Origin of the sequence: Streptomyces sp. NPDC052721 (assembly GCF_040678315.1) — a bacterium.
GTDB lineage: Bacteria > Actinomycetota > Actinomycetes > Streptomycetales > Streptomycetaceae > Streptomyces.
This window is the reverse complement of the sequence record NZ_JBFATL010000012.1, coordinates 1-13329: the sequence shown is the minus strand read 5'-3', so window position 1 is coordinate 13329 and position 13329 is coordinate 1. Positions and strand designations below refer to the sequence as shown.

Sequence of the window (13329 nt, the reverse complement as noted above, 5' to 3'; positions counted from 1 at the left end):
ATGAGCGACCAGCCGGCCGTCGAGGCCGTGGACACCGCCGTCTACACCGTGCCCACCGACACACCCGAGGCCGACGGCACCCTCGCCTGGGACAAGACCACCCTCGTGCTGGTCACCGCCCGCGCCGGCGCCACCACCGGGCTCGGCTACACCTACGCGCCCGCCGCCACCGCCCACATCGTCCGCGAACTGCTCGCCGGCACCGTCACCGGCCTGTCCGCGTACGACGTACCGCGCGCCAACGAGCGCATGTGCCGGGCCGTACGCAACGCCGGACTGCCCGGCGTCGCCGCCCAGGCGATCGCCGCCGTCGACATCGCCCTGTGGGACCTCAAGGCACGCCTGCTCGGCCTGCCCCTCGTCCACCTGCTGGGCGCGGCCCGCGACGACGTGCCCGTGTACGGCAGCGGCGGCTTCACCACCTACGACACCGGCCGGCAGGAGCGCCAGCTGCGCGGCTGGACCGCGGAACAGGGCATTCCCCGCGTCAAGATCAAAATCGGCGAGTCATGGGGCGCCCGGGAGGACCGGGACCTGGAACGCGTCGCCCGCGCGCGGGCCGTCATCGGCGACACGGCCGAGCTGTACGTCGACGCCAACGGCGGCTACCGCGGCGGCCAGGCCCTACGCCTCGCGGACCCGCTCGCCGACCACGGCGTCACCTGGTTCGAGGAACCCGTCTCCTCCGACCACCTCACCGCCCTCGCCGACATCCGCGGCCGGATCCCGATCGACGTCACAGCCGGCGAATACGGCTACGCCCTCCCGTACTTCCAGCACATGCTGGACGCCGGAGCCGTCGACTGCCTCCAGGCCGACGTCACCCGGTGCGGCGGCATCACCGTCTGGCTGCGCGCCGCCGCGCTCGCCCACGCGCGCGGCCTCGACGTCTCCGGGCACTGCGCGCCCCACGCCCACGCCCACGTGGCCGCCGCCGTGCCCAACCTGCGCCATCTGGAGTGGTTCCACGACCACGTCCGCATCGAACGGCTGCTGTTCGACGGCGTCCTCGACCCGGGCGGCGGCAGCGTCACACCGGGTGCCGACGGGACACCCGGCCTCGGTCTGACCCTCGCGCAGGAGCGGGCGGCGCCCTACCGGGTGGAGTGACAGACACCGCGTACGCAGGAGGAGAGGAACATGCCCCCCACCGTCGTCATCACCGGCGCCAGCGCCGGCATCGGCCGCGCCACCGCCCGCCTGTACGCCCGGCGCGGCGCCGACGTCGTCCTGGTCGCGCGCGGCGAGGGCGGCCTGGAGGCGGCGGCCGACGAGGTCGCGGCGCTCGGCGGACGGCCCCTGGTGCGGCCCGCCGACGTCGCCGACCCGGCCCAGACGGAAGCCGTCGCCGAGGCCGCGGAGAAGGAGTTCGGCCCCATCGACATCTGGATCAACTGCGCCTTCGCCAGCGTGTTCGCACCGTTCGAGGAGATCACCCCCGAGGAGTACCGGCGGATCACCGAGGTGACCTACCTCGGCTTCGTCAACGGCACCCGCTCCGCCCTGAAGCGCATGCTCCCCCGCGACCGGGGCACGATCGTGCAGGTCGGCTCCGCGCTCGGGGAACGGTCCATCCCCCTGCAGTCGGCGTACTGCGGAGCCAAGCACGCCATCAACGGCTTCACCTCCTCCCTGCGCACGGAACTGCTGCACCGGGGCAGCAACGTCCGCGTCACCGTCGCCCAGATGCCCGCCGTCAACACCCCCCAGTTCGAATGGGTGCGCTCCCGCCTCGCCAAGCACCCCATGCCGGTCCCGCCGATCTACCAGCCCGAGGTGGCCGCGCGGGGCGTGCTGTACGCCGCCGACCATCCGGGCCGCAAGCAGTACTACGTCGGCGCGTCCACCGTCGCCACCATCTGGGCCAACCGGCTCGCCCCGGCGCTGCTCGACCGCTACCTGGCCCGCACCGGCTTCGACTCCCAGCAGACCGACCGCATCCCGCCCGCCGGCCTGGACAACCTCTTCGAACCGGTGGACCGCCGGCCCGCCGACGACCAGGGCGCCCACGGCTCCTTCGACGACACCGCCCACGCCCGCTCCTGGCAGGAGACCCTGGTCCGGCACCCCGCCGCCACCGCCCTCGGCGCGGGCGCCGCGCTGCTGGGCACCGTACGCGGCATCCGCCGCCTGACCTCCTCCTCCGCATAGGCTGACGAGGTGCGCCTCCTGCTCATGTCCGACACGCACCTGCCCAAGCGCGCCAAGGCGCTCCCGGAGCAGCTGCTCGCCGAACTCCCGCGCGCGGACGTCGTGTTCCACGCCGGGGACTGGGTCGACACCGCCACCCTCGACCTGCTGGAGAGCCGCAGCCGCCGGCTGATCGCCGTGTACGGCAACAACGACGGCCCCGAGCTGCGCGCCCGGCTCCCCGAGGTGGCCCACGCCGAACTGGGCGGGCTGCGCTTCGGGGTCGTCCACGAGACCGGCCCCGCCCAGGGCCGCGAGGCCCGCTGCGCCGCCCGCTTCCCCGACCTGGACGTCCTGGTCTTCGGCCACAGCCACATCCCCTGGGACACCACCGCCCCCGGCGGCCTGCGCCTCCTCAACCCCGGCTCCCCGACGGACCGCCGCCGCCAGCCCCACTGCACGTACCTCACGGCGACGGTCGCCGACGGAGCCCTCACGGAGGTGACCCTGCACCGGCTGCCGCGACGGTAGCCGCCGGGGATGGATCTACCGGTGGGTCTCCGGCTTCGGCAGGTGCGCCGGTGGTCCCCGGCTGTGACGGATGCGCCGGTGGTTGCCGGTTACGGCGGGCGCGTCGGTGGTCCCCGGCGCGGCCGGTGCGCCGGTGGTCCCGGGCTGTGTGGATGCGCCGGGGTCGTCCCGGCTACTGCGGGCGCGCGGGTGGCTCCGCTGCGGTGGGTGGGCCCATGGCCCCGGCTGTGGCACATGCGCCCGTGGCCCCGGCTGCCGCGGATGGGCGCTGGTCCCGCTGCGGCGGATGCGCCCGTGGTCCCCCGCTGTGGCAGGTAGGTCGGTGATCACCAGCTATGGCACGATGCGTCGATGATCTCCAGCTCCGGCATACCCGCTGTCGTACCCCCGGGCCGCCTAGCCGAGTCCGACCAGCCCGTACTGCCGCTGGACGGCGGCCTGGAACTGCGGCCCTGGCAGCTGACCGACGCCGACGCGGACGCCCTCCTCGCCGCCGGACAGGACCCGGACATCAGCAGGTGGAACCTCTTCTCCCTCGCCGACCGCGCGGAGGCCAGGGCCCGGATCGAGCGCATACACGCGCGGCGGCGGGCCGAGACCGGTGCCATCTGGGCCATCGCCCCCCACGGCGGCGCGGCCGTCGGCCTCGCCGGACTCAACGACGTCGACCTCGCCGCCGGCACCGCCGAAATCCTCTACTGGGTGCTGCCCCCGGCGCGCGGAACGGGCCTCGCCGTCCAGGCGGCGCGCCGGCTGAGCCGGTGGGCCCTGGACGACCTCGGTCTGCACCGCCTGATCCTGTGCCACTCCGTCGCCAACCCGGCGTCCTGCCGGGTCGCGGAGAAGGCCGGATTCAGCTACGAGGGCACCCAGCGCAGCGCCCCGCTGCACGCCGACGGCTGGCACGACCAGCACCTGCACGCGCGCGTGGCCACAGACCCCGACTAGCACGCCCCGATCAGCGGGTGCGCGGTGCGTCCCGCCTCGCGCGCCGGTTCCCCGCACACCGTCCTCGTCGTCATGTGCGCCGGGTACTTCCTGGTGCTGCTCGACGTCACGATCGTCAACGTCGCCCTGTCCACCATCGGCTCCGGCCTGGGCACGGACGTCGGCGGACTCCAGTGATGCTGACGAGCGGCACGGAGGGGGCCGGTACGGCCACAAGCGGGTCGTGCTGGCCGGGCTCGCCGTGTTCGGCACAGGGTCTCCGTCCTGCCGGGCACCCCCGGCTCGGTCTTCCCGCCGGACCACCGACGGACACCCGGGCTCACCCCCGTCGGCACCTCCCGCCGCACACCCCCGCCAGAGCCTCACCCCACCCCCCGAGGATGGATCGCCCCCCTCGTCCCGCTCAGCGGTGCCCCGGTGCCGCCCCATCTCAGGGCCACGATCTCCGCTGCCACCGACACCGCCACCTCCTCCGGGGTGCGGGCGCCGAGGTCCAGGCCGAGCGGGGAGCGCAGGCGGGACAGCTCCTGTTCGGTGAGGCCGGACTCGATCAGGCGGCGGAGCCGGTCGTCGTGGGTGCGCCGGCTGCCCATCGCCCCGATGTACGCCGCCGGACGCCGCAGCGCCTCCAGCAGTACCGGCACGTCGAACTTCGGGTCGTGCGTCAGGACGCAGATCACCGTCCGCTCGTCGGTGTGCGTGCCGCGCAGATACCGGTGCGGCCAGTCCACGACGACCTCCGCCCCTTCCGGGAACCGGCGGGGCGTGGCGAACACCGGCCGGGCGTCGCACACGGTGACCCGGTAGCCGAGGAAGTCCCCGATCCGGGCGACGGCGGCGGCGTAGTCGATGGCACCGAACACCAGCATGCGCGGCGGGGGCGCGAAGGACTGCAGGAACACCGTGACGGTGTCCTCGCGGCGCTCTCCGTGCGGGCCGTAGTGCCGCAGGCCGGTCATGCCGAGGGCGAGTTCGCCGCGCGCGTCGGCGGCGACGGCCGCGTCGAGCCCCTGGGTTCCCAGGCTGCCGGCGGCCGTCCGCGGCCACACCGCGAGGGTGGCCCCGCGCGGCGCGGGCCCGTCGACCACGGTGGCCACGGTGACCGGCTCACCGCCCGCGACGGACGCGGCGACCGCGCCGAACGCCGGATCGCGGGCCGGAGTCACCGGCCGTACCAGCACGGTGATCTCACCGCCGCAGGTGAGCCCGACCGCGAAGGCGTCCTCGTCGCTGTAGCCGAACGTCTCCAGCCGTGCCGCGCCGCTCTCGACGGCCTCCTGGGCCAGCTCGAACACCGCGCCCTCCACACAGCCGCCGGACACACTGCCGACCACCTCGCCGTCCGGGCCGACCGCCATCGCGGCACCGGGCCCGCGCGGCGCGCTGCGGCTGACCGCGACGACCGTGGCCAGCCCGAACGGGACCCGGGCGGCGTACCACCGGTCCAGCACGGCGAGAATCTCACGCATGGTCCGCTCCTCGGCTCAGCCCTGGCACGGCATCTGGTTGAACGTTAATCCGTTGGCGGCGCGGCGGCCGTTCTGCTGCACTGCACCGGTCGAGTTCCCGAGAGAACCAGGAGCGATCATGCGCGCACCGTTCATGTCCGGCCCGGAAGGAATCGCCCGCTCTCTCAAGGACATGACGCTTCGTGCCATTGCTCAATCTGGGAATCCTCGCCCACGTCGACGCGGGTAAGACGAGCCTGACCGAACGGCTCCTGCACACCGCCGGAGTGATCGACGAGATCGGCAGCGTCGACGCCGGCAGCACCACCACCGACACCCTCCCGCTGGAGCGGCAGCGCGGCATCACCATCAAGTCCGCCGTCGTCTCCTTCCCGCTCGACGGCATCACCGTCAACCTCATCGACACCCCTGGTCACCCGGACTTCATCGCCGAGGTGGAGCGGGTGCTCGGCGTGCTGGACGGAGCCGTCCTGGTCGTCTCCGCCGTCGAAGGCGTCCAGGCGCAGACCCGCGTGCTGATGCGCACCCTGCGCCGGCTGCGCCTCCCCACCCTGGTCTTCGTCAACAAGATCGACCGGCGCGGCGCCCGGGACACAGCCGTGCTCCGCCAGATGGCCCAACGGCTCGCCGTACCGCTCGTCCCCATGGGGACCGCCGCCGGACTCGGCACACGCGCCGCCCGCTTCCGGCCCGGCCTCGGCCCGGCCGCGCTGGAAGCACTGGCGGACCAGGACGACGGCCTGCTCGCCGCCTATCTCGACGGCGCAGTCCCCGGGGCCCGGTTGCGCCGCGTCCTCGCGGCACAGACCCGGAGCGCCTCCGTCCACCCGGTGTACTTCGGCTCCGCGATCACCGGCGCCGGCGTGCCCGAGCTGATCGACGGCATCCAGCGCCTGCTGCCCACCGCCGCCGGCGACCCGGACGGCCCCCTCTCCGGCACCGTCTTCAAGGTCGAGCGGGGCCCGGCGGGGGAGAAGGTGGCCTACGCCCGCCTCTTCTCCGGCACCCTGCGCGTCCGCGACCGCATCCCGTTCGGCGACGGCGGGAACGGAAAGGACACGGGCACCGGCGGGAACGGCCGGAAGGACACCGCCACGGGCCGCGAAGGCCGTGGCACCGAAGCCCGTGTCACCGCCCTCGCCGTCTTCGACCACGGCACGGACACCCGCGCGGACAGCGCGGGCGCGGGCCGGATCGTCAAGGTGTGGGGCCTCGGCGGCATCCGGATCGGCGACGCACTCGGTACGCCGGGACGGCCGTACGAGCACCACTTCGCGCCGCCCACCCTGGAGGCGGTCGTCGTCCCCGGCCCCGGCACGGACCGGCGCTCCCTGCACCTCGCGCTCACCCAGCTGGCCGAACAGGACCCACTCATCGGCGTCCGCCACGACGAGCAGCGGGGGGAGACCTCCGTGTCCCTCTACGGCGAGGTGCAGAAGGAGGTCGTCCAGGCCACCCTCGCCGACGAGTACGGCCTGGACGTCACCTTCCGCGAGACGACGACCCTGTGCATCGAGCGGCCGGCCGGCACCGGGCACGCCGTCGAGTTCAACAAGAAGGACGCCAACCCCTTCCTCGCCACGGTCGGCCTGCGCGTCGACCCCGCCCCGCCCGGATCGGGCGTGGCGTTCCGGCTGGGGGTGGAGCTGGGCTCGATGCCGTACGCCTTCTTCAAGGCGGTCGAGGACACCGTCCGGGAGACGCTCGGCCAGGGGCTGCACGGCTGGCAGGTCACCGACTGCACGGTCACCATGACCCACTGCGGCTACTCGCCCCGGCAGAGCCACGCACACCAGGGCTTCGACAAGAGCATGTCGAGCACGGGCTACGACTTCCGGGGCCTGACCCCGCTGGTCCTGACCGAGGCGCTGCGCCGGGCCGGCACCCTGGTGCACGAGCCGATGCACCGCTTCCGCCTGGAGGCGCCGGCCGACACCCTGGGCGCGCTGCTGCCGGTGCTGGCCCGGCTCGGCGCCGTACCCGAGACCACCGGCACGCACGGGGCCGCCTGTGTCCTGGAGGGAACCGTGCCGGCCGCCCGGGTGCACGCGCTGGAGCAGCGGCTGCCGGGGCCGACCCGGGGCGAGGGCGAGCTGGAGACGGCCTTCGACCACTACGCGCCGGTCACCCGCGGCATGGTCCCCGAACGTCCGCGCACCGACCACAATCCGCTGAACCGGAAGGAGTACCTGCTGAACGTCACGCGCCGGGTCGGGGAGTGAGCCGGCGCGGCACCCGTGAGCCGACCCGGCGCTCCGAACTGACCCACAGTCAACTTACTTGGCAGTCAGAAACTATTGACGCTGTCCGGACCGCGTCGGAGTGTGGTGGACATGCCGAACATCCGGGTGCGTCTGCTGGCTGTCCTCGTCGTCCTCTGCGGATCCCTGACGGTGGCGGGAGCCCCGCCCGCCACCGCCGCCACCCCCTCCGACTCCCTCTGGTTCGACGGCGCCCCGCTGACCGTGCGGGACGGCCGGTTCACCGACGGTCAGGGCCGCGAGATCGTGCTGCGCGGCTACAACGTCTCCGGCGAGACCAAACTGGAGGAGAACGGCGGACTGCCCTTCGCCTCGGTCGCCGACGCCCGCAGGTCCGCGACCGCGCTGCGCGCCCTCGGCGGCGGCAACGCGGTCCGCTTCCTGCTCTCCTGGGCGCACGCCGAACCCGCGCGCGGCCAGGTGGACACCGCCTATCTGGCCGCCGTCACCGAGCAGATGCGCGCGTTCCTGGACGCGGGCATCCGCGTCTACCCCGACTTCCACCAAGACCTGTACTCCCGGTACCTGTTCGACGCGGGCAGCTGGTACACCGGCGACGGCGCGCCCAAGTGGGCGGTGGACGCCGGGAGTTACCCGAAGGAGTCCTGCGGCATCTGTCTGTTCTGGGGGCAGAACATCACCCAGAACGCGGCCGTGCAGAAGGCCCAGTACGACTTCTGGCACCACACACACGGACTCCAGGACGCCTTCCTCGCCACCGCCCAGACCACCATGGCCTACCTGAAACAGCACCTGGACGGCGCGGAGTTCGCGGGCATCACCGGCTTCGACCCGTACAACGAGCCGTACGCGGGCAGCTACGACTCCGGACAGACCTCCCGCGCCTGGGAACGCGATCTGCTCTGGCCGTTCTACGTCAGGTTCCGCGCCCGTATGGACGCCGCCGGCTGGCAGGACAAACCCGCCTTCGTCGAGCCCCAACTGTTCTGGAACGCCAACATCGCGACCCAGAAGCAGGAGGGCGGCCTGCTGGACGCGGGGACGCTCGGCCCGGGCTATGTCCTCAACACCCACTTCTACGACCAGAAGGCCATCTCCGGCATCCTGATGTGGGGAAAGGCGGCCGACGGCCAGTACGCCGCCGACTTCGCCGCCGTCCGCGACCGCGCCTCGGCCGCCGGCACCGCGGCCGTGGTCAGCGAGTTCGGCCACCCCCTGTCCGGCACGGTGTCCGACAAGGCGCCGACCGTCCTGAAAGCCATGTACCAGGCCCTGGACTCACGTCTGAAAGGGGCGAGTTGGTGGACCGCTCCGGCCTCCTCCGGCCCGGTGCTGTCCGGCACCCAGTGGCAGTGGGACCTCTACAACGGCAGGCACCACGAGCTGATGAACGGCAACCCCGACAAGGTGTCCACCTCCGGGGACGCCTGGAACGACGAGGACCTCTCGGCCGTACGGCTCGACGACTCCGGGAACGCGGCCCTGCGCCAGGACGCCCGCCTGCTGGACCGCGTCTACCCGAGCGCCACGGCCGGCACCGCTGTCGCCTTCACCTACGAGGACCGCTCCCGCGACGGTTCCACCACCCTCACCTGGAACCCGGTGCCGAACTCCCTGCCGAACGTGGCGAAACTGGTCGGCTCCGGCCAGTACGGGCTGCTCGTGTGGCGCTCCGGCGGCGGCACCGCCCCCACCGAACTGCACCTGCCGGCGTCCTTCCCGACCGCCGCCACCACGGTCGTCTCCGACCTCGGCACGGTGCACGCCCCGCCCGCCTACACCGCCGCCACCCCGGTCGCCGTGGCCCCGGAGCCGGGCGGCACGGGCAGCCGCCGGCTGCTGCTGACCGACACGGACTCCGGTGTGCCGCACTACGCGCTGGTCACCAACGGCGCGACGGCACCTTCCGCGGACCTGCTGAGCGCGGCGAAGGCCGAACTGGCCGCGTGGGCGGCGGCGCGCTTCTGACGGCAGAGGTGTGGCCTCCGGAGTGAGTGGGGACACCCCGGAGGCCACGGCTCGGTGTGGCGTCAACCGCCGCTGGGACCGGTCCAGTCGGCCTGGACGTGCCCCAGCCGGACGCGCTGCGGGTGGTCGCCGACCGGCACCGACGTCACCTTCCTGCCGGTGGCGAAGTCGATCGCCGTCACCTGGTCGGCGCCGCTCTCGGAGACGATGCAGTCCTTGCCGTCCCCGCTGACCGTCGCCCAGTACGGCTTGGACGTCGTGACCAGCGGGCCCTCCTGGAGCGAGGCGCGGTCGACCACGGTCGCGTAGTCGTCCATGGTGCCCGCGACGCACAGCTTGGTGCCCCCGGGGTTCATCGAGATGCCGTGGTGACGCGAGTCGTTGACCCAGGTGGTGCGGTCCTCGCTGGTCGCCGGGTTCTTCGGCAGCGTCTTCATCCGGGTGATCTTGTCGGTGGCGACGTCGTACTCCAGGAACCCGTTGAAGAACGACACCTGGAAGTACAGCTTGGACTCGTCGGCGGAGAACACGGCCGGGCGGACCGCGTCGGAGAAGTCCTTCAGCCCGAACGCGTCCAGCCGCTGCCGCATGTCGATGACCTTGACCTGCTTGTACGTCGTCGCGTCCACGACGGTGATGTGCCGGTCGCCCTTGCTCCAGTCCCAGCCAGGGCTGTCCAGGTCGGTGTTGACGTCGCCGATGGACATGTTCCAGATGTACTTGCCGTCTTTGGTGAAGATGTTCTCGTGCGGCTTGTCACCGGTCGCGAACGACCCGAGCTGCTTGCCGGTGTCGATGTCCAGGACGTGCACGGTGTTCGCGGTCGAGGCGGAGACCGCGACCCGGGTGCCGTCCGGGGAGACCGCCATGTGGTCGGCGCGGTAACCGGACACCGGGAAACGCCAGTTGACCTTCCCGGTGGCGAGGTCCAGGGAGACGACGTCCGCGAAACTCGGCCGGGACACCACCACCGACCTGCCGTCGGGCGTGGAGTACATGTCGTCGGCGAACTGGTCGTGGCCCTCGCCGACGCTGTTGCGGATCGCCTGGAAGTAGATCCACTTGATCGGGTCCGCGTTGATCTCGGCCATCCGGGCGTCCTTGTCCGGGATGACGTTGATCCGGCCGATCTTCGCGAAGTCGCCGGAGGAGCGGATGACATCGGCGGTGCCGTCCCAGTTGTTGCCGACGAACAGCACCTCGCGCAGCCCGGCGGGGGCGGCGGAGCTTGCGGAGGCGGCGGTCGCGGGGGCGGGGACGGTCAGGACGAGGGCGGCGGCCACGGAGCACAGGTGCCTGGTTCTGGAGGCAGCCATGACGGCTCTCTTTCCTCGGGGGAATCTGAACACGGGTGCTTTCACAGTGAACTTACTGAAAAGTAAGGAAGGGTTGGCCTTCTCGACAAGATGTGTGCACGACAAGATTGGGGGAGCGGGCGGATGACGGAGGGGGACGCGTGGAGGGCAGGCTCAGAGCGCCGACGGGACGCTACGGCGGACGGTCCGCCGAGGAACGGCAGGCCGAGCGCCGCCGCCGCTTCCTGGAGGCGGCGCTGGGGCTGTTCGGCGACACCCCCGGCTACCGGGGCACCACGGTGGCCGCGCTGAGCCAGGCGGCGGGCCTGTCCACGCGCCAGTTCTACGAGGAGTTCCGCACCCTGGAGGACGTCCTCGCCGCCCTTCACCTCCAGGTCAACGGCTGGGCCGAACAGGCCGTCCTGGACGCCCTCGCCGACGCCGACGGGCTGCCGCTGGCCGAGCGCGCCACCGTGCTCTTCCGGGCCTACGCCCACGGCGTCACCCGCGACCCGCGCCGCATCCGCATCGCCTTCGTGGAGATCGTCGGAGTCAGCCCCCGACTGGAGGAGCAGCGCCTCGCCCGCCGCGCCCGCTGGATCGACCTCATCCGCGCCGAGGCGGACGCCGCCGTCGCCCGCGGGGAGGCGGCGCCGCGCGACTACCGCCTCGCGGCCACGGCCTTCATCGGCAGCGTCAACGGCCTGCTGCACGACTGGAGCGCCGGCTGGGTGGACGCCACGCTGGACGAGGTGGTGGACGAACTGGTCCGGCTGCTGCTGGGCATGCTCCGGCCGGAGGGCTGGCGCCCCGGGAGCCCCTGACACACCGGTTCGCGGAGCCGGGCCCCGCAGGTCAGCGGCGGCAGGGTCCGTTCGGCGCGCGGGATCTCGCCGAAGCTGCTCTGCTGGGTCTGTGGGGGCTGTCGTACCCGTTCCCGGAGAGAGCCATGAGTACCTATCGAGCCGCGCAGGTCACCGCGCCGAACGGCACCTTCGAGCTGGTCGAACGCGAGGTCCGGCAGCCGGGGCCCGGCCACGTGAGGATCGCCGTGGAAGCCTGCGGGGTCTGCCACAGCGACGCTCTCTTCGTGAGCGGCGGAGTACCGGGCGTGTCGTTCCCGGAGGTGCCGGGGCACGAGATCGCCGGACGCCTGGAGGAACTGGGCGAGGGCGTGCGCGAGCGGGGCTGGCAGGAGGGCGACCGGGTGGCCGTCGGCTGGTTCGGCGGCAGCTGCGGCCACTGCAGGCCCTGCCGCGAGGGCGACTTCATCGTGTGCCAGAACCTGAAAGTGCCCGGATGGACCTACGACGGCGGCTTCGGTGAGAAGGTGATCGCACCCGTCGACGCCCTGGCCCGGATCCCCGACGCGCTCTCCCCGAGCGACGCCGGACCGATGGCCTGCGCGGGCGTGACCACGTACAACGGACTGCGGCGCAGCTCGGCCCGGCCGGGAGACCTGGTCGCGGTGCTCGGCATCGGCGGCCTCGGTCACCTCGGCGTGCAGTACGCGGTGGCCATGGGCTTCGAGACCGTGGCGATCGCCAGGGGCGCCGGGAAGGCCGACTTCGCCAAGCGACTGGGCGCCCACCACTACGTCGACAGCACCTCCGGAACCCCGGTCGCCGAGGCGCTGCAGTCCCTCGGCGGCGCCAAGGTCGTCCTGGCCACCGCGGGGAACTCCGAGGCCATCACGGCCACCGTGGACGGCCTGTCCCACCGCGGCGAACTGGTGGTCATCGGCGCGGACACCGCGCCCCTCGGCATCAGCCCGACCCAGCTGCTCATGGCCGGCCGCGTGGTGCGCGGCCACCCGTCCGGCACCTCGCAGGACGTGGAGGACACCATGGCCTTCAGCGCCCTGCACGGCATCCGCCCCATGACCGAGAACGTGCCGCTGGACGACGCGGACGAGGCATACCAGAAGATGCTCTCCGGCGGAGCCCGCTTCCGGATGGTGCTCACCGGCTGACCGGTGCGGCGCGCACGGGCGCGGGGCCGTCCTCGGGGTGGCTCGTAGCTGCGGCGTGGACAGCGCGTCCACGGTCAGGCGGCGTGGCGGTACGACGGCCGGGGCGACGCTCAGGGCGACCGGCCGGGCGGACCGGAAGCCCGCGTCGGACCGGCCGGCTTCGTCCCCGCCGGCCGCGAGCCCGCCCCAGCCGCGCTGGATCACCCCGCGCGGCCCGACGCGCCCGGACGCGTACGGCGCCGGCACCGGCAACGGCACCCCGTTGGTGCTGTGGACCTGCGACGGCGGCGCCGACCAGGAGTGGTCCCGCACCTGACAGCGGCCCTACGCGGCGGCGGACACCACCAGCAGGGCCGCCGCCGCGATCACCGCGCAGCCCAGCACACAGCAGGCCAGCAGCCGGCGGCGAAGCGCCCGGTAGCGCGACTCGTACGCCTGCCGCAGCTCCTGCGCCCGCTCGGCCGTGCGGTGCCACGAGAGCCGGGCCAGCGCAAGGTACTCGGCCTCGAACTGCCGCTCCACGTCCTCCCGTTGACCGTCGGTGAGCCAGGCCAGCCGGGAGCTGAGGCGCACCGCGGCGGTACGGCCCTCCTCCCGCGCGGCGACCAGCAGCAGATGGCCCTCGATCTGCCGGACGAGGTCCTGTTCGTCGTGGGCCGTCACCGCGCGGCCGACTCCCGCTCCGGGGACGGGACACCGGGGTGGTGCAGGTCGAACGCCGGGGACTCGCTGCGGATCCGCGGCAGGGTGAGGAAGTTGTGCCGGGGCGGCGGGCAGGAGGTCGCCCACTCCAG

General features: G+C 73.0%; 13 protein-coding genes. 10 read left to right on the top strand and 3 right to left on the bottom strand.

All coding sequences use genetic code 11. The features are described 5' to 3' along the window. From AB0L21_RS14185 to AB0L21_RS14165, 5 genes are all read left to right on the top strand, one after another. On the top strand, window positions 1-1110 hold the full coding sequence (locus AB0L21_RS14185; protein ID WP_365784162.1) for an enolase C-terminal domain-like protein: 1110 nt from the start codon (window positions 1-3) through the stop codon (window positions 1108-1110). A gap of 30 nt (window positions 1111-1140) precedes the next feature. Further along, complete coding sequence (locus AB0L21_RS14180; protein WP_365710080.1) at window positions 1141-2151, top strand: SDR family oxidoreductase; 1011 nt, start codon at window positions 1141-1143, stop codon at window positions 2149-2151. Between the two features lie 9 nt (window positions 2152-2160). Beyond that, window positions 2161-2661, top strand: a complete 501-nt coding sequence (locus tag AB0L21_RS14175) for a metallophosphoesterase (protein WP_365784160.1) — start codon at window positions 2161-2163, stop codon at window positions 2659-2661. A gap of 351 nt (window positions 2662-3012) precedes the next feature. Continuing rightward, the gene (locus AB0L21_RS14170; RefSeq protein ID WP_365784158.1) at window positions 3013-3609 is read left to right on the top strand and encodes a GNAT family N-acetyltransferase; all 597 of its coding nucleotides are present in this window, start codon (window positions 3013-3015) and stop codon (window positions 3607-3609) included. 24 nt (window positions 3610-3633) lie between these two features. Then, window positions 3634-3786 carry a hypothetical protein gene (locus AB0L21_RS14165; RefSeq protein ID WP_365784156.1) on the top strand — a complete coding sequence of 51 codons (153 nt, stop codon included), beginning with the start codon at window positions 3634-3636 and terminating at the stop codon, window positions 3784-3786. A 185-nt stretch (window positions 3787-3971) separates the two neighbouring features. Here AB0L21_RS14165 and AB0L21_RS14160 read toward each other — a convergent pair whose 3' ends face one another. Beyond that, a complete protein-coding gene (locus AB0L21_RS14160; protein WP_365784154.1) occupies window positions 3972-5078 on the bottom strand; it encodes an XdhC/CoxI family protein in 1107 nt (368 codons plus the stop codon). Window positions 5079-5260: 182 nt separating this feature from the next. Between AB0L21_RS14160 and AB0L21_RS14155 the strand changes: the two genes are divergently transcribed. Both AB0L21_RS14155 and AB0L21_RS14150 read left to right on the top strand, forming a co-directional pair. Beyond that, on the top strand, window positions 5261-7300 hold the full coding sequence (locus tag AB0L21_RS14155) for a translation factor GTPase family protein (RefSeq protein WP_365784152.1): 2040 nt from the start codon (window positions 5261-5263) through the stop codon (window positions 7298-7300). A gap of 111 nt (window positions 7301-7411) precedes the next feature. After that, window positions 7412-9268 carry an endoglycosylceramidase gene (locus AB0L21_RS14150; protein ID WP_365784150.1) on the top strand — a complete coding sequence of 619 codons (1857 nt, stop codon included), beginning with the start codon at window positions 7412-7414 and terminating at the stop codon, window positions 9266-9268. A gap of 62 nt (window positions 9269-9330) precedes the next feature. On the opposite strand, the gene AB0L21_RS14145 is transcribed toward AB0L21_RS14150, so the two are convergent. After that, window positions 9331-10584 (bottom strand): YncE family protein, encoded by a 1254-nt coding sequence (locus tag AB0L21_RS14145; RefSeq protein ID WP_365784148.1) that lies wholly within the window; start codon window positions 10582-10584, stop codon window positions 9331-9333. Window positions 10585-10724: 140 nt separating this feature from the next. Between AB0L21_RS14145 and AB0L21_RS14140 the strand changes: the two genes are divergently transcribed. The 3 genes from AB0L21_RS14140 (at window position 10725) to AB0L21_RS14130 (ending at window position 12851) form a co-directional block, all read left to right on the top strand. Next, window positions 10725-11387: a TetR/AcrR family transcriptional regulator gene (locus AB0L21_RS14140; protein ID WP_365710064.1), complete on the top strand. Its 663-nt coding sequence runs from the start codon at window positions 10725-10727 to the stop codon at window positions 11385-11387. Between the two features lie 125 nt (window positions 11388-11512). After that, window positions 11513-12535 carry an alcohol dehydrogenase gene (locus AB0L21_RS14135; RefSeq protein ID WP_365784146.1) on the top strand — a complete coding sequence of 341 codons (1023 nt, stop codon included), beginning with the start codon at window positions 11513-11515 and terminating at the stop codon, window positions 12533-12535. A 37-nt stretch (window positions 12536-12572) separates the two neighbouring features. Further along, window positions 12573-12851, top strand: coding sequence for an RICIN domain-containing protein (locus tag AB0L21_RS14130; RefSeq protein ID WP_365710060.1), 279 nt, complete (start codon window positions 12573-12575; stop codon window positions 12849-12851). Window positions 12852-12859: 8 nt separating this feature from the next. Here AB0L21_RS14130 and AB0L21_RS14125 read toward each other — a convergent pair whose 3' ends face one another. Next, window positions 12860-13198: a hypothetical protein gene (locus AB0L21_RS14125; protein ID WP_365784144.1), complete on the bottom strand. Its 339-nt coding sequence runs from the start codon at window positions 13196-13198 to the stop codon at window positions 12860-12862. Between the last annotated feature and the right edge of the window lie 131 nt (window positions 13199-13329).